The organism is Streptomyces sp. BE303 (assembly GCF_036290945.1).
GTDB lineage: Bacteria > Actinomycetota > Actinomycetes > Streptomycetales > Streptomycetaceae > Kitasatospora.
The window spans coordinates 1-18,203 of the sequence record NZ_JAQYWZ010000428.1; the positions used below are offsets into that span (position 1 = coordinate 1).

The following is an 18,203-nucleotide window of genomic DNA, read 5'->3' on the forward strand; positions in this document are numbered from 1 at the left end:
CCCTTCATCGCCACCGCCCTCGTCGCCGGCAGCCACTCCATCACCCCCGTCGTCCTCTACGTCATCGCCGGCTGCGCCGTCACCGCACTCGCCGTCCTCACCGGCCGCGAGACCGCCCACGGCGAGATCAGAGACACCTGACCCACACACAACACTCCCTCAGCGGGGAGCGCCGGATAGTGGTCTCGGCGGCAGAGGCGCCACCCACGTCGTTCGACAACCGGGTGTCGATGAAGGCGGACCCGGTCACCGTGGCCGTGCTGGGGCTGCCCTCCGGTCATCACGCATACCTGGTCGAACACCTTGAAGGAGTTGAACAGCAGTCAACCGGAGCCGGCAGGCCGATCGAGCGGACCTGGCGCCAGGGACCGACCCGGTCGAGGGTGGCGGCCTCGTGGTGCTCATCGGGGATGCGCTGCAGACCGCCGGGGAGATTAGCGCGTCGATGCCGAACCCCTTCCACACGCTCACCACCGCGCCGTCCACAGTCACGGTCCGCACGAAGCGGGCGGACGCGAGTTCGCGGTTGGCCGCCGTCGGCGACCCCGGGGGCAACCGAACAACTCGACAACTGTCGGGCGGACAGCTCCACGTCACGCTCTCAGGTTCAATAGTGGTCGGGAAACCGCCCGGCTGCCGACCGGAGCGTCGTATCGATAGGACCACCTGGGCAGGATTTCGACCAGACGGCAGCCGAGGAGGCGCAGCCGTTCGACGGTGGCCGCGGCCTGCCGGTCGTCGAGCGCGAAGACGAAGGGACCCGGGACCAAGAGCAGATCGATCCACCCTTTCGCGATGCCGCGTTCGAGCAGTTCCAGCTGGGGCAGGCCATCGCGGTATCTGCGTCCGTTATCGAGGTACACGAGCGGCTCCGGAAGGCCGTGCCGCAGAGCGAGCCCTTCCATCGCCCGGCGGTGGAATTCCATGCCGGACGGATCGCTGGGAAAGCAGCGCAGATAGACCGCGACCTGAGGGAACATGGGAGCTCCTTGGCGTGAAAGAGTAAAGGGATCACGATATTGCTCTAAAGGCTGGATGCGACAGCGCATTTCCGGGAGCTTCCTCATGGCGTGCATCAAAGCCAAGAATTCTGTATTTATATTTATCTTTTTTGCACTCGGTGCGCCGCAGGATCTCGCGGAGGCCAGTACCGTTGGTCGTTGCGGCAGCCGGCCGTCTGCGCAATGCCGTCGAGCGCGCGGGTACCGACTGGCTGCTCTCACGACGACAGGATCTGCGAGCCCTGCCGGTCCGGCGTCTGCCCGACTCGCGCTGCGGCGGCGATGTGGTGGAACTGCGTCAGTGGGAAAAGGCTGTTCGGGGGCGTCGGCCGGATGCGCCCGGTGAAACCGGGCGCATCCGGGTATGGAGAGTTCATTTGCCTGCAGCGCCCTGCGCGGTACGCACGGCGTGGGGACGATTGCGGTCAGGGGGTGATGTCGAACCCGTCGACGGTGGCCTTGGCCCCGGTGCGCTTGACGATCTTGATGGTGTGGCTGCCCGGGGTGAGCCCGTTCACGGTGTAGATGCTCTGCTGGGCCGTACGGCTGGCGGCGTAGGTGTTGACCAGGCCCTTGGAGACGCCGTCGACGTAGATCTCGACGTTGCCCTGGTCGGGGGCCTTGGGACCGATGAACGTCACACCGGTTCCCTGGAAGGTGAGGAGTGCGTAGCTTCCGTTCTCGGGCGTGGAGTGAACGTTGTCATCCCGGTCACCGTTGCCTCGGAAGCCGAAAGCGGTCCAGATTCCGCGGTAGTCGATCCTCCTGTCGTCGTTGTCGACCTTCGTGGCCGGGGAGAGGTGCTCTTCGGTGGTCCCGGCCGCGGCGATGATGGCCAGGGCCGCAGCGGGCCATTCGCCCCTGGAGACGAGGGTGGCCGGTTGGACCGTGCTGTTGGTGCCGTTGGTGGAGTACGCGGCGATGCTGGAGTAGGTGTCGTGCACGTTGATGTCGTGGATGGTGGGCGTCCACAGGCGCGTCCACAGAGTCTTGTCCGCGTAGCGGACCACGTTCTCGTAGACGTCCCAGTAGGAGCTTCCCTCGTCGATGTAGAGGTCCTTGTTGGCGGTGACGCCGATCGCGTTGTTGTAGCCGCTCACGACGTTGCCGGCCATGACGGACCTGCTGTCCGCCCCGGCGCCCTGGCCGCCGAGGACATAGATCGGGCCGCCATCCACGAGCAGGCCCATCACGTCGTGGACGTAGTTGTTGAGGATCTTGTTTCGGCCCGAGTAGATGGTTCCCTGGGTGCACGGCGTCGAGGCGGTCCACTGGGGACTGGCGCCCGCCTGGTTGGCCTCGGCGGCCTGCATGGAGCAGTCCGAGGCGAAGCCCCAGCCCCATCCGAGGGAGATTCCGGAGTACGGGGTGTGTCCGACGTCGTTGTTGGAGATTTCGATGTCGCGTCCGTGGCCGGCCCAGATACCGACAGATCCGGCGAAGTTCCGGGCAGGGTGCTCGACCCGGTTCTGGGTGATCGTGTTGCCGCTCGTCATGAGCACGGTGTCGGTGAGGTAGTAGTCGTCGACCTCGCCGACGGCCACGGCGTTGCTGCCGGTGTCGTGGATCCAGTTCCCGGTGACGGTGGAGTTCTGCGTCCCGTCCGCCAGATCGAGGCCTGATCCGCCGAGGGCGGCGAACTCGTTGCCTGCGAAGACAATGTTCTTGCCGCGATGGACCTGGACAGCTGCGGGGACTCGGACGTTCAGGTGGGTGTCCGGGTCCCAGATGACGCCTCCCTGGCCGTCGATGAACCCCTTGGTGTTGGGCTGGGTCCATGTGGTGTTGGCGAACGTGATGCCCTGGAAGGTGATGTCGTGGACCGGCTGGACGGCCTTGGGGATCACGGTGAAGGCGTCGATGCGAACCGTGCCGGCGGCCTGGTTGACGACCTTGACGGTGTGGGTGCCCTCGGTGAGTCCTCTGGCGGAGAAGAGGACCTGCTGGGCGAGGCGGGTCGTACCGCGGTTGGAGACGATGGTCGGAGTGCCGCCGTCGATGGAGACGGCGAGGTTGCCGCCGTCCACCATCTTCTCGCCGAGGACGTCGATCCCGACGCCGGTGAAGGTGTAGCTGAACGAGGCGCCCACCTGCTGGGTTCTGAGCGCGTCATGGTTCAGGTCTCCGAAGACCTTGCCTGCGGCCTGCCCTGCCGGCGGGGTGGGCGGGGTGTCGTCGGCGAGCGTCACAGTCCCGGTGGTGGAGGTGTTCGACAGTGTGGCGTTCACCGGGGCGAGGTGTCCCGGCGTGCCGGAAATGCTCACCAACTGCTCGACCGCGCCGACCTGGACGTTGGCGGTGGCCAGGTTCTCGCCGCTTCGCGGCTTGTAGTAGAGGAATCCGCCCGCGGCGTCGACGTAGAACTCGCCGGGCTGGTCGATGAACTGGTAGGAGTTCTCGAGCCAGCTGACGTTGCTGAGGGCAGGGGCTCCGGCGCCGTTGAAGGGGTAGCCCGGGAACGGCAGGTGCTGGTTGGCCCAGCAGGCCGCGTTCGTCTTGATGCGTACCTCGGAGCTCGTACCGCCGGGCTGGAATGGCGGCACGGTGCTTGCGGTGGCCGGAATGGTGACCGTGGTCGGGGTGATGCTCTCCAGCGGGCAGCGCAGCTGCTTCCAGTAGTAGTTGTCGACCACCTCGACCCGCTCGGGGCTGGAGATCTGCGCGAAGTCGATGCCGCTGAGGGCGGCGTTCCCTTCTGCCGTGTAGTGCACGCTAGTCCAGGCGCCGCCTGTGGCCGTCGGCCAGACCGCGTTGCTGAAGGTCACGGTTCTGGCCCGCTGCGCCGGCACTCCGTCGATGGAGACGTCCCTGCTGTTCCGGGCCGCGGCGTTCAGTGCGCCGGCAGGCAGGGTCGCCCGCCAGATCCCCTTGGTGGAGTCGAACACCGAGAACCCGGTGACCTTCTGGCCACCGCTGAACACCGGCTTCTCACCGGGCGCGGCCGTGTAGACGACCTGGTGGCCGTTGGTCCCGGAGTCCCGCACGTCCAGGGTGAGCGGCTCGCTCAGCGTGTAGACGCCACCGCGGAGCAGAACGCGGATGTCGCCCGACATCGAGCCCGCCACCGCCCGGGCCTTGTCCCGCGCCGTCGTCAGAGCGCACGGGGTGCTGCTGGAGCAGGTCGTTCCGCTACCCGTGGGCGAGGCGTAGAAGTCCGTCGTCCCCGCCGCCACCGCCGATACGGTCATTCCGGTGCTGATCAGGCTGCCCACCAGCAGCCCTATGGCCGGTAGGGCCATCCGTCTCTTTCTCATGTCTCTCCTCGGGTTGATGACCAACGCCCGCCACGCGGGCGATCGGCTGCTGGGTCAGTCCACCGGAGGGCGTCGCTGCGCGGGTTGATCTGCGCGCTTCCTGAACACACATCCGATGTCTAGGTAGGCCGGTACTGTATAGGCAATACGCCTGGTGAGATAGATGTTAAGCAGAACAGCTTTCGCCGTTACGATCGGATGTCTCAGGAACCCAGGAGGCGATGCCTCGGATCGGGCATGGCGAGAGCCATGGATCCACACCCGTTGTACTGCATCTTTGTTATCGAGCAAGCCACCTGGCGTGCTCTCTGACGCAGTCAGCCGTCTGGGGCGGTCTCGCCGGAATCAGGCCGCGTGGTCACGGCTGAACACGCTTAATGACCGGCGATCTCATATCACCGAGGACCTTGAATCACTCCAGTGTCGGAATATTCATCCGATGCCTTGATGCCTCGTGGGCGGTGTGGAGCCCGCAGGGCTAGCGCGTGGCTCGCCGGTTGGCCCACAAGGCGGGGTCGTCGACGTTGTCCCGCGTGACGAGGGGCGCGGGCAGCTGGTCCTCCAGACCGTTGGGCAGGGCGACGATCACCGAGCCGTGATCCGTCGGGCCCGGGCTGAAGTGACGGCCTACCGCGCCCTCCCGCGCGTAGTACAGCGCGTACTTGGCGTAGAGGTCGGCGGGCTGGGAGACGGTCGCGTCGATCTCGCCGGAGCGGATCGCGTCGAGCTCCTGCGGAGTTCCGTCGTTCGAGACGATGCCGATATGGCCGGCCTGGCCGGCCGGTTTGAGGAGGCCCTTCTCGCGCAGGACCGCCAGCACGGGTTCCAGGAAGACACCACCGGCCTGGAGGTAGAGGCCGTTCACGTTCTTCTCCCGCGCCAGTGCGGCACGCAGTTCCTGCTCGGCGATGTCCGCCTTCCACTCCGTGGGCAGCGCGATGACAGTGATTCCCGGGAACTTGGTCCGCATGCAGTGCGCGAAGGCCTCGGAACGCTCGAAACCATTGATCGATTCCTGGCTGCCCTGCAGTTCGACGACCTTCCCCTTCCCCGCGAGCTGCGCGCCCAGGTACTCACAGGCCTTGGTCCCGTACGCACGATTGTCGGCCCGCACGACCATGAACACGGTGCCGCTCTCGGGCCGGGCGTCGACGCTGACCACGGTAATCCCCCTGGCGAACAGCGAGTCCAAGGTGAGATCGAGGTGCTGGGTCTGCTGCGGCGACACGACCAGCGCCTTCGTTCCGCCGCGCTCGAAGGCATCCAGGTTGGCGGCCAGTTTCCCGGCATCGCCCTGCGAGGTGGTGGTAGCGGCGATCCGCGCCCCGGTCCTGGCCTGCTCCTCGGTGAGGTAGCCCGCGTACGCGCGCCAGAAGTCCGTGTCGGTGCGCGGGAGATCTATGCCGATGAGGGGCTCTTGGGGTCCGTTCTGATGTGTGTTCTCACAGCCCGCCGCGTTGGCGGCGAACAGGACGGCGGCCAGGCAGGCCGCAATGTGTCTGAGTCTGGAGGGCTCCATCCGGGTCATCACCTGGGCCATTCATCCGATGTACTGAGGGAGTCATGGCCGGGACCTTACGAGATGAATCGGGCTATAACAAGGCATTCAGCAGGCCTTTCGGCAGGAACTGTGCCGTTCACCCTTGGGCTCCATTGGTTTTCGTCCGATGTATCTCGCAACCAGCCGCGAGCGCGCACCCGCGTCCGGCAGCCGGAGCGCGGGCACGGGTCCGGCAGCCGGAGCGCGGGCACGGGTCCGGCAGCCGGAGCGCGGGCACGGGTCCGGCAGCCGGAGCGCGGGCACGGGTCCGGATGCGACCGGGCCGCTACGCCAACGGCGGCAGGGCGGATTCGGCCGAGCCCAGGGTGCCGCGGAGCCAGTCCTCGACACCGGAGATGTGGACGGTGGCCCAGGCGGTGGCGAGGTCGGGCCGGCGGGCGGCGATCGCGTCGAGGATCGCCCGGTGCTGCTGGAGGGTGCGTTCCACCGCGCCCTCCTCAGTGACGCCCCGCCAGATCCGGGCCCGGGTGGTCGGACCGGAGAGTCCCTCGATCAGGGAGCAGAGCACGAGGTTGCCCGCGCCTGCGGCGATCCGCTGGTGAAACTCGAGGTCGTTGGCGATCAGTTCGTCCAGGCTCGGGTCGTCGCCGAGCCGATCGAGGATGAGGCGCAGCCCGTCGATCTCGGCGTCCGGCATGCGGCGGGCGGCCATCGCGGTGGCGGCCGGTTCCAGGATCCGCCGCACTTCCAGGAACTGCAGCACGGTGTCGTCCTGGTGGAACTCGACCACGAAGCCCAGCGCGTCCAGGAGCAGGTTCGGCTCCAGGCTGGTCACGTAGGTGCCGTCGCCCTGCCGGACGTCGAGCACGCGGATGAGGGAGAGGGCCTTGACCGCCTCGCGCAGGGAACTGCGCGACAGGCCCAGTCTCTCGGCGAGGTCGGCCTCCTTGGGAAGTCGCGCCCCCGGGCGTAGCTCACCGCTGACGATCATGGCCTTGATCCTGTCGATCGCCTCGTCGGTTACCGGCATGTGCGTCCCTCCCGTTGGTTTGGACATCTGATGTATCAGTATGGCCTGGCCGTTAATCCTGAGCAGTGGGGATGACGGTACTCCCCGGGGAAACGCCACTGGGAGACGGTAGGGCTGCGGATTCGCAACGCTGAGGCCCTGGCGGCAGCCAGTTCCGTTTTGGCGTGCTCCTCGGGCATGCGGGGACGGTGAGGGCCAGGGGTCTGATCTATGGCCCGGTGCGGGGGGACGCCAAGTCGGTACGGCGGCCGGGTGGCCGTCCGTACCGTCTCGGTGGTGATGGTGGCGGCCCGCTACTCCTGCTTCTCGCCGGAGGCGAAGCGGGAAACGATGAGCGCGAGGATGATGATGGCGCCGTTGAGGAACTGGTTCCACAGCGGTGGTACGCCGGCCAGGGTCATGACGTTGACCACGAGCTGGAGGGTGAGGACGCCGGTGAGGGCTCCGAAGAGGGTGCCGCGGCCTCCGTTGAGGCTGACGCCGCCGATCACGGTGGCGGCGAAGACCTGGAAGATCCATCCGCTGCCCTGGTCCGCGGAGACGGAACCGTAGTGGCCGGTGAACAGGATGCCGGCGAAGGCCGCCAGAACGCTGCCGGCGATCAGGACGGCCCAGGTGATCCGGTCGACCCGGATTCCCGCCGCGCGGGCGGCCTCCGCGTTGCCGCCGATGGCGTAGAGCGCGCGGCCGTGTCGCAACCAGGCCAGTGCGGCGCCGCCGAGCAGGAAGAGCGTGCCGCAGATCCAGATGGCGGCGGGGGCTCCGAGCCAGGAGGCCCGGCCGAGGTAGGTGAAGGAGGAGGGGAGGTTCACGATCGACTGGCCCTGGGAGATCGCGATCTGCAGGCCGCGCAGCAGGGTGAGGGCGCCGAGGGTGACAATGAAGCCGTTGAGGCGCAGTTTGAGGATCAGGAATCCGTTGGCGGCGCCGATCAGGGCTCCGACCAGCAGGCAGAGGGGGACGGCGGCCCAGCCGGTGAAGAGGCCAAGGCCGTTGAAGCGGTCGCCGTGAGTGGGAAGCACCAGCCAGACGGCGATCACCGGGGCGACACCGATGGTGGACTCCAGTGAGAGGTCCATCCGTCCGGCGATCAGGATGAGGGCCTCGGCCAGCACCAGCAGGCTGAGTTCGGTGGCCTGTTGTCCGACGCCGAGCAGGTTGTCCGAGGTCAGGAAGGCCGGAGAGACGATGAAGCCGATGACGCCGAGGACCAGCAGTACGGGTAGCAGTGACAGGTCCCGGTAGCGGGCGAGGTCCAGGCCCGGCCGGGCGGCCGGAGGGGCGGTGGTCGTGGCCGTGGTGGAGTGGGGGTTCAGTTCAGTCACGGGGGGCATGGCTTTCCTTCGTGTCAGTGCTGGCCATGCCCTCCATGGCGGCGACCAGCTGTTCGTCACTCCAGCCGCGGGGGAATTGCGCGACGATCCGGCCGTGGAACATGACCACCACCCGGTCGCAGACCCGCAGGTCGTCCAGCTCGTCCGAGACGATCAGCGCGGTCCTGCCGTCGTCGGCCACCTTGCGAACGCTGCCGAGCAGGGACTCCTTGGACTTGATGTCGACGCCGTTGGTCGGCCGGATGGCGACCAGGACGTGCGGGCGGGTGGCGAGTGCGCGGGCGATGACAACTTTCTGCTGGTTGCCGCCGGACAGGGCGTCCACCGGTGCGCCGGGCCCGGGGGTCTTGATGTCCAGGTCGGCGATCATGCGTTCGGCGAAGGCCCTGGTCCGGGAGGGCAGGACGGTGCCGAGGGGGCCCAGCTGATTGGCGACGGTGAGGGTGGCGTTCTCGGCGACGCTGCGGTTGGGGACCAGGCCCTGGATGTGGCGGTCCTCGGGGACGAAGCCGACGCCGGCGGCCAGTGCGGCCGGGACGTTTCCGGTGCGGACCGGTCGGCCGGCGACGGTGATCCGACCCGCGGTGGGGCGGTGCAGGCCGGCGATGCTCTCCCCCGCCTGCACGTTGCCACTGGCGGCGGCGCCGGCCAGGCCGAGGACCTCGCCGGCCCGGGCCGTCAGCGTGAGGTCCTCGTACGCTCCTCGCAGGGTGAGACGGTCGAGTCCGAGCAGGTTCGGCGCATCGGGCGCGGGGCCTGAGCGCGGCTGCGCCCCGTCGTCGGTCGTGCGGCTCTCGCCGGTCATCGCCTCGACCAGGGTGTGGTGGTCGAGGCCGGCGACGGGGGTGGTGGTGATGTGCCGGGCGTCGCGGTAGACGGTCACCGTGGTACAGAGGTCGTAGACCTCCTGGAGGTGGTGCGAGATGAACAGGAACGCGACGCCCTGGCTCTGAAGTTCGCGGAGCTTGGCGAAGAGCCGGCCGATGCCGTGGGCGTCGAGCTTGGCGGTCGGCTCGTCGAGGATGATGAACCGGGCGCCGAAGGACAGCGCCCGGGCGATCTCGACGAACTGCCGCTGCTCGACCGTGAGTCGGTCGGCGCGGGCGGCGGGGTCGACGTCCACGCCGTACTCGGCGAGCAGGTCCGTCGCGCGTGCGCGCAGGCGCCGCCAGCCGATCGGGCGCAGTGTCCGGTCGCTCTGCCGGTCCAGGAAGAGGTTCTCGGCGACGGTGAGGGAGCCGATGACGGTGGAGCGCTGGTAGACGCAGGCGACCCTGGAGCGCCAGGCGTCGGTGTCGCCCGGGGCGGGTGCCGCCTGGCCGTTGAAGCGCAGGGTGCCGGTGTCGGGGTTCTGCAGGCCGGTGAGGACGGAGACGAGGGTGGACTTGCCGGCGCCGTTGCGGCCGACGAGGGCGTGGGACTCGCCGGGGGCGACCGTCAGGTGAGCGTCGGAGAGGGCGACGGTGGCGCCGAATCGCTTGCTGATGCCGTGTGCCTCGACGACCGGGGCCGTCGGGCGGCTGTCCGCCATGGTGAGGGGTTCCTTTCCGCTGGGGATCGCGGCGGCCGGTGCGGCCGCCGCCCGCAGGTTCACTTGCCGACGCCGTTGCCCCACAGGCTCGCGTCGTCGACGTTGTCCTTGGTCACCAGGGGGGCCGGGAGCTGGTCCTCGAGGCCGTTGGGCAGTTCGATGATCGTGGAGCCGTGGTCGGTGGGGCCGGGCTTGAAGGTCTTGCCCTGGGCGGCGGCGTTCGCGTAGGAGAGGGCGTACTTGGCGTAGAGGTCGGCGGGCTGGGAGACGGTGGCGTCGATCTGGCCCTGCCGGATGGCGTCGAACTCCTGCGGGATGCCGTCGTTGGAGACGATGGCGATGTGACCGGCCTCGCCGACAGGCTTGAGCAGGCCCTTCTGCTGCAGCAGGGCAAGGGTGGGCTGCAGGAAGACGCCGCCGGCCTGCATGTAGATACCGCCGAGGTCCGGGTGGGCGGCCAGGGTGGACTGGAGCTTGGCGGAGGCGACGTCCCCCTTCCAGTCGGTGGCCAGCTCGATCACCTGGATCCCGGGGAAGCTGGTCTTCATGCAGGCGGCGAAGGCCTCGGAGCGGTCGCGGCCGTTGATGGAGTCCAGGGCTCCCTGGAGTTCGGCGACCTTGCCCTTTCCGCCGAGCTGCTTGCCGAGGAACTCGCAGGCCTTGGTGCCGTAGGCCTTGTTGTCGGCGCGCACCACCATGAAGACCTGGCCCTTGTCGGGGCGGGTGTCGACGCTGACGACGGGGATCTTCTTCGCGGCTAGCTGGTCGAGGGTGGAGGCGATCGCGCCGGTGTCCTGGGGGGCCATCACGACGGCCTTGGCTCCGGTGTTCTGGAATACCTGGACGTTGGCGACCAGCTTGGTGACGTCGTTCTGCGAGTTGCTGACCGGCAGGGCGTTCAGGCCCTGGGCCGCCACGCCCTGCTTCACGTACTGGGCGTAGGAGTTCCAGAAGTCCGAATCGGCGCGCGGGAGGTCGATGCCGATGGCCGGCTTGGCGGTGCCGTCGGCGGAGGGCGTCACTTCGCTGCCGCGATTGCAGGCGCTGCCGAGGCCGCCCAGCAGGAGGACTACGGCTGCGGTGGCCGTGGTGCGGGGGATGCGAGCGTTCATGGTGCAGATCTCCTTGGCTGAGCTGGCCGCGCCACTGCGGGTGGCGTCGGGGAAGAGGGGTCGGATGCCCGCGCTGCGGGCGGGAGGCGGCGTCGGCGTGTGGGGGGGGCGGGCGGGGCCGGTGGCCCAGCCCTCACGCGGGTACCGGCGCCGCCGCCCGGCGCGGTGCCGGTGTCAGGGCGGACCCGGACCGCGTCGGCGGGGCCGAAGCCCCGGGCTGCCGAGAGCTCCAGCAATCCAGACGGATTCATCGGATGGCTTTCGGTGGAGAGGACTCTAAGAGCAGGTCGACATCGTTACAAGGGACGTGCTTCGACGAATCCCAACCGTAACCTCGACACCAGCGAAGATCTTCAAACTTGAGCCAACCCAGGGGCGAATTGCCCCGATGTGCCCGTTTCCTGCTCACGCGGTGCGCACAGGTTCTTGCGCTCACCGAGGGGCGATCGTATGGTCAGGCATCCACCAATTCATCAGATGTATTGAGGTCGCAGGTATGTAGGCCCGCCACCTCTGGAGGGGGTTCCTGTCGTGCAGTTTCTCCGTCTTGGTCCCACAGGCGACGAGACACCCGCGGTCCAGGCCGCCGACGGCCGCACGTTCGACCTGCGTGGCCTGACTTCGGACATCGACGCCGCATTCCTGGCCGGCGACGGCATCGCGCGGGTCCGCCGTGCGCTGGCGGAGGAGGCGTTGCCCGCGATCAACGCGACGGGTCTGCGGATCGGGGCTCCGATCTCCCGCCCGGGCAAGATCGTGTGCATCGGTCTGAACTACCGTGACCACGCCGAGGAGACCGGCGCCGCGATCCCCACCCGCCCGGTGGTGTTCATGAAGGATCCGACGACCGTGATCGGGCCGTACGACGAGGTGCTGATCCCACGGACCTCGACACGGACGGACTGGGAAGTGGAGCTCGCCGTGGTCATCGGCCGCCGAGCCCGGTACCTCACGGACGACGCGCAGGCCACCGATGTGATCGCCGGCTACACCATCAGTCACGACGTGTCCGAGCGAGAGTTCCAGCTGGACTTCTCCTCGCAGTGGGACCTGGGCAAGTCCTGCGAGACCTTCAACCCGCTCGGCCCCTGGCTGGTCCCCGCCGACGAGATCGCCGACCCGCAGGCACTCGGCCTGCGGCTGTCCGTCAACGGCGAACTCCGCCAGGACGGCAACACCAAGAACATGATCTTCGGCATCCCGTACCTGATCCGCTATCTCAGCCAGTACCTGGTACTCAATCCCGGGGATGTGATCAACACAGGCACCCCCGCCGGCGTCGCCCTCGGTCTGCCAGGCGCCCCCTACCTGCGCCCCGGCGACACCGTCGAGCTCACCATCGACGGTCTCGGCCTGCAACGCCAGACCTTCGCCCAGGCCTGACCTCCATCCTCCTCTCCCGAAGGGACCGACCGTGCCCCGGCCGATACCGCGGATCACTGCCGTCGACACCTACGACATCCGCTTCCCCACCTCGCGCGAGCTCGACGGCTCGGACGCGATGAACCCCGACCCCGACTACTCCGCCGCCTACCTCGTCCTGCGCACCGACGCCGGGGACGGGCTCGAGGGCCACGGCTTCACCTTCACCATCGGACGCGGCAACGAGGTCCAGGTCGCGGCGCTCGACGCACTGCGCCACCACGTGGTCGGGCGACCCGTCGCCGACCTGTGCGCCGACCCCGGATCGCTCAACCGCGACCTCATCGGCGACAGCCAACTGCGGTGGCTCGGCCCCGAGAAGGGCGTGATACACATGGCCATCGGCGCCGCCGTCAACGCCGTATGGGACCTCGCCGCCAAACGCGAGGGCAAGCCACTCTGGCAGCTGCTGGCCGACGCCGAACCCGAATGGCTCGTCTCCCAGATCGACTTCCGGTACATCGCCGACGCCCTCACCCCCGAGCGGGCCCTGGAACTGCTGCACGCCGCCCGGCCCGGGCGCGCCGAACGGGAAGCCCGCCTGCGCCTGCGCGGCTACCCCGGCTACACGACCTCCCCCGGCTGGCTCGGCTACAGCGACGAGAAGCTCACCCGGCTCGCCCTCCAGGCCATCGCCGACGGTTTCACACAGATCAAGCTGAAAGTCGGCGGCGACCTCGAGGACGACATCCGCCGATGCCGTGCCGCCCGCGCCGCGGTCGGCCCCGGTATCCGCATCGCCATCGACGCCAACCAGCGCTGGAACGTCGGCGAGGCCGTCGCGTGGACCAAGGCGCTGGGCGAGTTCGACCCGTACTGGATCGAGGAGCCCACCAGCCCCGACGACATCCTCGGCCACGCCACGATCCGGGCGGCCGTCGCCCCGGTCAAGGTCGCCACCGGCGAACACGTCCAGAACCGCATCGTCTTCAAGCAGCTGCTCCAGGCCGGCGCCATCGACATCCTGCAGCTGGACTCCACCCGGGTCGGCGGGGTCAACGAGAACCTGGCCATCCTGCTGCTCGCCAGGCACTTCGGCGTGCCGGTCTGCCCACACGCCGGCGGCGTCGGCCTGTGCGAGCTCGTCCAACACCTGTCGATGTTCGACTACGTGGCGCTCTCGGGCACCACCGAGAACCGGGTCATCGAGTACGTCGACCACCTCCACCAGCACTTCGTGAATCCCGCCACGATCAAGGACGGGCATTACACCGCTCCCTCCGAACCCGGCTTCTCCTCGACGATGTACCCGGAGTCCATCCACACCTACAGCTACCCCAGCGGCACCTTCTGGGCCGCCGACCGCCCCGAGCGTCGAGCGGAGAGCTCCTCATGACCAGCGCACTGCAGGGCCTGCGGGCCATCGTCACCGGCGGCGCCTCCGGCATCGGCCTCACCACCGCCCACCTGCTCACCGAACGCGGCGCCCACGTTGCCGTGCTGGACCTCGCACCGACCGGACTTTCCAGCCCCTTGACCGGCTATGCCGCGGACCTGGCCGACGACGCCGCGGTCCAGTCCGCAGTGGCCGACGCCACCGCCCGGCTTGGCGGACTCGACATCCTCGTCAACAGCGCCGGGATCGGCGCCGTGGGGACGGTCGAGGACAACCCGGACGAACAGTGGCGGCACGTGCTGGACGTCAACGTGGTGGGGCTCGCCCGCGTCACCCGCGCCGTCCTGCCGCATCTGCGCGTCTCCGCGCACGCCTCGGTCGTCAACGTCTGCTCCATCGCCGCGACCGCCGGCCTCCCCCAACGCGCGCTCTACTCGGCCAGCAAGGGCGCCGTCCTCGCACTCACCCTGGCGATGGCGGCCGACCACATCAGGGAAGGTGTGCGGGTGAACTGCGTCTCCCCGGGAACGGTCGACACCCCGTGGGTGGGTCGGCTGCTGGACAGCGCCGCCGACCCGCAGGCGATGCGAGCAGCGCTCAACGCCCGACAGCCCACCGGACGCCTCGTCACACCCCGCGAGGTCGCCGCCGCCATCGCCTACCTCGCGAGCCCGGAGTCGGCATCGGTGACCGGCACCTCCCTCGCGGTCGACGGCGGCATGGCGGGCCTGCGCCTACGCCCGGCCGGACAGTGAGGGGGCCGGTGATGGAGCTGGTCCCGCTCGGACGCACCAACACCGCCGTCACCCGGCTCGCATTCGGCGCGGCCGGCCTCGGGAACCTGTTCACTCCGGTCGGAGACGAGGAAGCGAACGCCGCCCTCGCCGCAGCATGGACAGCCGGCATCCGCTCCTTCGACACGGCCCCGCACTACGGCCTCGGCCTGTCCGAACGACGACTCGGCCGGTTCCTCCAGGAGCACCCACGGGACGGATTCCACCTCTCCACCAAGGTCGGCCGGATCCTGGAACCGGTCGAACCCGTAAGCGGGTCCGACGCGGCGAACGGCTTCGCGGTACCCGCGACCCACACCCGCCGCTGGGACTTCACCGCCGACGGAATCCGCCGCAGCCTGGAGGAAAGCCTGACCCGCCTCGGCGTCGACCGAGTCGACACCGTCTACCTGCACGACCCCGACGACCACCTGGACCAGGCACTGGGCGAGGCCTACCCAGCTCTGGAACGCCTGCGCACCGAGGGCCTCGTCGGATCGATCGGCGCCGGGATGAACCACTGCGAACCACTGGCACGCTTCGTCCGCGACACCGACGTCGACGTCGTCCTGATCGCCGGCCGCTACACGCTGCTCGACCAGACAGCGCTCCAGGAGCTGCTTCCCGCAGCCCTCGAACACGACATCTCGGTCGTCATAGGCGGGGTGTTCAACTCCGGGTTGCTCGCCGACCCGCACCCGGACGCCACCTTCGACTACACCACCGCTCCGGCCCCCCAGGTGGAACGCGCGCTGCGGATGCAGGAGGTCTGCGCGCGACACGGCGTGCCGCTGCGCGCGGCCGCGGTGCGGTTCGCGCTCGCGCACCCGGCGGTGGCGAGTGTCCTTGTCGGCGCCCGCACCGCCGACGAGATCACGGACGCCGGGCGGCAGTACGCGCGACGCGTCCCGGCCGCGCTCTGGGTCGACCTGCGCACCACGGCCCTGCTGCCGGACAACGTCCCCGTACCGGAAGGCGACCACTGATGCGCATCGCCCTGTTCCTCACCTGCATCAACGACACCCTGCTCCCCGACACCGGCCGCGCCGTGGTCACGGTCCTGGAACGGCTCGGCCATACGGTCGACTTCCCACAGGAACAGACCTGCTGCGGGCAGATGCACTTCAACACCGGCTACCGCACCGACGCGATGCCCCTGGTGCGGCACTTCGCCGACACCTTCTCCCACTACGACGCCGTCATCACCCCCTCCGCGTCCTGCGCCGGCATGGTCCGCGAGAACCACCCCCTCCTCACCGACCGGTACGCCTCGCCAGACCTCCGGCGCAAGGTCGCCGGACTCGTTCCCAGGGTCCACGAGTTCACCGAGTTCCTGACGGACGTCCTCGGCGTCACCGATGTCGGCGCCCGGTTCCCGCACAAGGTCGCCTACCACCCCACGTGCCACTCGCTGCGCGGGCTGCGCCTGGGCGACCGCCCCGAACGGCTGCTGCGCGCCGTGGACGGACTCGAACTCCTCGACCTGGGCGGCCGGGAGGAATGCTGCGGTTTCGGAGGCACCTTCGCGATGAAGAACGCCGCGACCTCCGCCGCGATGCTCGCCGACAAGACCGCAGACGTCACCGCCACCGCCCCCGACGTGCTGTGCGCGGCCGACAACTCCTGCCTGCTGCACATCGGCGGCGGCCTGTCCCGGCAGAACTCCCCCATCCGCACCATGCACCTGGCCGAGATCCTCGCCACCATCGAGGAGGACCCGCGATGAAGGACAACCACGGCCTGGTCTGGCTCGGCACCCCGCCCTTCCCCCAGGCCGCACGCACCGCCCTCGCCGACAGCCAACTGCGCGAGAACCTCAAACGCGCCACCACCACCATCCGCGACAAACGCGTGGCAGCAATCGCCGAACTCGACGACTGGGAGCAGCTGCGCGAGACCGCGGCCGCGCTCAAGGCCCGCACCCTGCGCCATCTCGACCATCACTTGGAGCGCCTGGAGTCCTCGCTGACCGCTGCGGGCGCCACGGTGCACTGGGCGGCGGACGCTCAGGAGGCCAACCGGATCGTCACCGAGCTGGTCCACGCCACCGGCGAGCGCGAGGTGGTCAAGGTCAAGTCGATGGCCACCCAGGAGATCGGTCTCAACGAGGCACTCGCCGAGGCCGGCATCACCGCGTACGAGACCGACCTCGCCGAACTCATCGTCCAGCTCGGCAAGGACAGGCCCTCCCACATCCTTGTCCCGGCGATCCACCGCAACCGCGCCGAGATCCGTGACATCTTCACCCGAGAAATGGCACGCTGGGGCCGTCCCGCCCCCGACGGTCTGAGCGACGATCCGGTCGCCCTCGCCGACGCCGCCCGACTCCACCTCCGCCAGAAGTTCCTCACCGCCAAGGTCGCCGTCTCCGGAGCCAACTTCGCCTGCGCCGACACCGGCACGGTCGTCGTCGTCGAATCCGAGGGCAACGGCCGAATGTGCCTCACCATCCCAGAAACCCTCATCACGGTCATGGGCATCGAGAAGGTCATCCCCTCGTTCGCCGACCTGGAAGTCTTCCTCCAGCTCCTGCCGCGCTCCTCCACCGGCGAACGGATGAACCCCTATACCTCCCTGTGGACCGGGGTCACGCCCGGCGACGGCCCCCGCCGCTTCCACCTCGTCCTCCTCGACAACGGCCGCACCGCCACCCTGCGCGACACCGTCGGCCGCCAGGCCCTCGCCTGCATCCGCTGCTCCGCCTGCCTCAACGTCTGCCCGGTCTACCAGCGCACCGGCGGCCACGCCTACGGCTCCGTCTACCCCGGCCCGATCGGCGCCGTCCTCACCCCGCAACTGGTCGGCGTCGAGCACGCGGCGTCGCTGCCCTTCGCCTCCACGCTGTGCGGCGCCTGCTACGACGCCTGCCCCGTCAAAATCAACATCCCGGAGGTTCTCGCCCACCTGCGCGCCGAGGCCGTCGAAGGCAAGCGCCGCAGTCGCCGCACCCCCACCGTCGAGGCACTCGTCATGAAGGCCGCGACCGCGGTACTCTCCTCCCCCGGCCGCCTGACCGCCGCCCAGAAGGCCGGAGCCCTCGGCGCAAGCGTGCTGGCCAGGGGCGGCAGGATCAGACGGCTCCCCGGGCCGCTGCGCGGCTGGTCGGACTCGCGCGACACCCCCGTACCGCCCGCCGAGTCCTTCCGTTCCTGGTGGCGCCGGAACCGGGAGACACCATGACGAGCCGCCACGAGATGCTGGCCCGGATCCGCGCCGCACTCACCGACGTCCCCTCCGACGAACGCCCCGAGGACGTCCCCGTCCCCCGGGCCTACCACCGCAGCCACGCCGACAGCGACCTGACCGAACTCTTCCTCGAACGCGCCGCCGACTACCGCGCCACCGTACGCCGCTGCGCACCGAGGTCGTTGCCGGAAACCATAGGCGCGGCCCTTGCCGCACACGGCGCCACCAATATCGTCGTGCCGGACGGCTTTCCCGCCGACTGGCTTCCCCACCTGCCGTGGCGATCCGACCGGCCCGCACTCACCCTCCCGGAGCTGAAAACCCTCGGCGGCGCCCTCACCACCGCGACCATCGCCATCGCCGTCACCGGCACCCTCGTCCTCGACAGCGGCCCCGGCCAAGGCCGACGCGCACTCACCCTCATCCCCGACTACCACCTCTGCGTCGTGCGGGCCTCGCAGATAGTCGCCGACGTCCCGGACGCCCTCGCCGCGCTCGACCCCACCCGCCCGCTCACCTGGATCTCCGGACCGTCCGCCACCAGCGACATCGAACTCGACCGCGTCGAAGGCGTTCACGGCCCCCGCAGCCTCGACATCCTCATCGTCGAGGACACCCCGGAGCATTGACCGCACCGACCCGCAGACGCAAGTCGCTCACACCCCCACCACCCGCGCACAGCCTTCGGCACGTTCATCGCGCGGGCCACCCCACACACCCATG

At 69.1% G+C, this 18,203-nt stretch carries 14 protein-coding genes; 7 read left to right on the forward strand and 7 right to left on the reverse strand.

Annotated elements, in window-relative coordinates; genetic code table 11:
• Positions 1-593: 593 nt before the first annotated feature.
• The 7 genes from PUR56_RS08175 to PUR56_RS08205 form a co-directional block, all read right to left on the reverse strand.
• Positions 594-980 carry a hypothetical protein gene (locus PUR56_RS08175; protein WP_329877291.1) on the reverse strand — a complete coding sequence of 129 codons (387 nt, stop codon included), beginning with the start codon at positions 978-980 and terminating at the stop codon, positions 594-596.
• Positions 981-1,426: 446 nt separating this feature from the next.
• Positions 1,427-4,255 carry a hypothetical protein gene (locus PUR56_RS08180; protein WP_329875441.1) on the reverse strand — a complete coding sequence of 943 codons (2,829 nt, stop codon included), beginning with the start codon at positions 4,253-4,255 and terminating at the stop codon, positions 1,427-1,429.
• A 478-nt stretch (positions 4,256-4,733) separates the two neighbouring features.
• On the reverse strand, positions 4,734-5,795 hold the full coding sequence (locus PUR56_RS08185) for a sugar ABC transporter substrate-binding protein (RefSeq protein WP_443034458.1): 1,062 nt from the start codon (positions 5,793-5,795) through the stop codon (positions 4,734-4,736).
• A 286-nt stretch (positions 5,796-6,081) separates the two neighbouring features.
• On the reverse strand, positions 6,082-6,786 hold the full coding sequence (locus PUR56_RS08190; protein ID WP_329875443.1) for a FadR/GntR family transcriptional regulator: 705 nt from the start codon (positions 6,784-6,786) through the stop codon (positions 6,082-6,084).
• Between the two features lie 293 nt (positions 6,787-7,079).
• Positions 7,080-8,120 carry an ABC transporter permease gene (locus PUR56_RS08195; RefSeq protein ID WP_443034459.1) on the reverse strand — a complete coding sequence of 347 codons (1,041 nt, stop codon included), beginning with the start codon at positions 8,118-8,120 and terminating at the stop codon, positions 7,080-7,082.
• Positions 8,104-9,651, reverse strand: coding sequence for a sugar ABC transporter ATP-binding protein (locus PUR56_RS08200; protein WP_329948405.1), 1,548 nt, complete (start codon positions 9,649-9,651; stop codon positions 8,104-8,106). Before PUR56_RS08200 ends, PUR56_RS08195 begins: the two co-directional genes overlap by 17 nt.
• A gap of 59 nt (positions 9,652-9,710) precedes the next feature.
• The gene (locus tag PUR56_RS08205) at positions 9,711-10,763 is read right to left on the reverse strand and encodes a sugar ABC transporter substrate-binding protein (RefSeq protein WP_329875447.1); all 1,053 of its coding nucleotides are present in this window, start codon (positions 10,761-10,763) and stop codon (positions 9,711-9,713) included.
• 531 nt (positions 10,764-11,294) lie between these two features.
• Here PUR56_RS08205 and PUR56_RS08210 point away from each other — a divergent pair.
• From PUR56_RS08210 to PUR56_RS08240, 7 genes are read left to right on the forward strand one after another with little or no spacing between them, the layout of a single operon-like run.
• A complete protein-coding gene (locus tag PUR56_RS08210; protein ID WP_329875449.1) occupies positions 11,295-12,146 on the forward strand; it encodes a fumarylacetoacetate hydrolase family protein in 852 nt (283 codons plus the stop codon).
• Between the two features lie 31 nt (positions 12,147-12,177).
• A complete protein-coding gene (locus PUR56_RS08215; protein ID WP_329875451.1) occupies positions 12,178-13,521 on the forward strand; it encodes an enolase C-terminal domain-like protein in 1,344 nt (447 codons plus the stop codon).
• Positions 13,518-14,276: an SDR family NAD(P)-dependent oxidoreductase gene (locus tag PUR56_RS08220; RefSeq protein ID WP_329875453.1), complete on the forward strand. Its 759-nt coding sequence runs from the start codon at positions 13,518-13,520 to the stop codon at positions 14,274-14,276. The genes PUR56_RS08215 and PUR56_RS08220 overlap by 4 nt, the downstream gene beginning before the upstream one ends.
• Before the next feature lie 11 nt (positions 14,277-14,287).
• A complete protein-coding gene (locus tag PUR56_RS08225) occupies positions 14,288-15,280 on the forward strand; it encodes an aldo/keto reductase (protein WP_329875455.1) in 993 nt (330 codons plus the stop codon).
• Positions 15,280-16,020 (forward strand): (Fe-S)-binding protein, encoded by a 741-nt coding sequence (locus tag PUR56_RS08230; RefSeq protein ID WP_329875457.1) that lies wholly within the window; start codon positions 15,280-15,282, stop codon positions 16,018-16,020. The genes PUR56_RS08225 and PUR56_RS08230 overlap by 1 nt, the downstream gene beginning before the upstream one ends.
• On the forward strand, positions 16,017-17,474 hold the full coding sequence (locus PUR56_RS08235; protein WP_329875459.1) for a LutB/LldF family L-lactate oxidation iron-sulfur protein: 1,458 nt from the start codon (positions 16,017-16,019) through the stop codon (positions 17,472-17,474). The genes PUR56_RS08230 and PUR56_RS08235 overlap by 4 nt, the downstream gene beginning before the upstream one ends.
• Positions 17,471-18,109, forward strand: coding sequence for a LutC/YkgG family protein (locus tag PUR56_RS08240; protein WP_329875461.1), 639 nt, complete (start codon positions 17,471-17,473; stop codon positions 18,107-18,109). The genes PUR56_RS08235 and PUR56_RS08240 overlap by 4 nt, the downstream gene beginning before the upstream one ends.
• The last annotated feature ends 94 nt before the right edge of the window (positions 18,110-18,203 follow it).

Excerpts from the sequence above, each read along its gene's own strand:
- PUR56_RS08175 (WP_329877291.1), bottom strand. The coding sequence starts at position 980 with ATGTTCCCTCAGGTCGCGGTCTATCTGCGCTGCTTTCCCAGCGATCCG.
- PUR56_RS08180 (WP_329875441.1), bottom strand. The coding sequence starts at position 4,255 with ATGAGAAAGAGACGGATGGCCCTACCGGCCATAGGGCTGCTGGTGGGC.
- PUR56_RS08185 (WP_443034458.1), bottom strand. The coding sequence starts at position 5,795 with ATGGCCCAGGTGATGACCCGGATGGAGCCCTCCAGACTCAGACACATT.
- PUR56_RS08190 (WP_329875443.1), bottom strand. The coding sequence starts at position 6,786 with ATGCCGGTAACCGACGAGGCGATCGACAGGATCAAGGCCATGATCGTC.
- PUR56_RS08195 (WP_443034459.1), bottom strand. The coding sequence starts at position 8,120 with ATGCCCCCCGTGACTGAACTGAACCCCCACTCCACCACGGCCACGACC.
- PUR56_RS08200 (WP_329948405.1), bottom strand. The coding sequence starts at position 9,651 with ATGGCGGACAGCCGCCCGACGGCCCCGGTCGTCGAGGCACACGGCATC.
- PUR56_RS08205 (WP_329875447.1), bottom strand. The coding sequence starts at position 10,763 with ATGAACGCTCGCATCCCCCGCACCACGGCCACCGCAGCCGTAGTCCTC.
- PUR56_RS08220 (WP_329875453.1), top strand. The coding sequence starts at position 13,518 with ATGACCAGCGCACTGCAGGGCCTGCGGGCCATCGTCACCGGCGGCGCC.
- PUR56_RS08225 (WP_329875455.1), top strand. The coding sequence starts at position 14,288 with ATGGAGCTGGTCCCGCTCGGACGCACCAACACCGCCGTCACCCGGCTC.
- PUR56_RS08230 (WP_329875457.1), top strand. The coding sequence starts at position 15,280 with ATGCGCATCGCCCTGTTCCTCACCTGCATCAACGACACCCTGCTCCCC.
- PUR56_RS08235 (WP_329875459.1), top strand. The coding sequence starts at position 16,017 with ATGAAGGACAACCACGGCCTGGTCTGGCTCGGCACCCCGCCCTTCCCC.
- PUR56_RS08240 (WP_329875461.1), top strand. The coding sequence starts at position 17,471 with ATGACGAGCCGCCACGAGATGCTGGCCCGGATCCGCGCCGCACTCACC.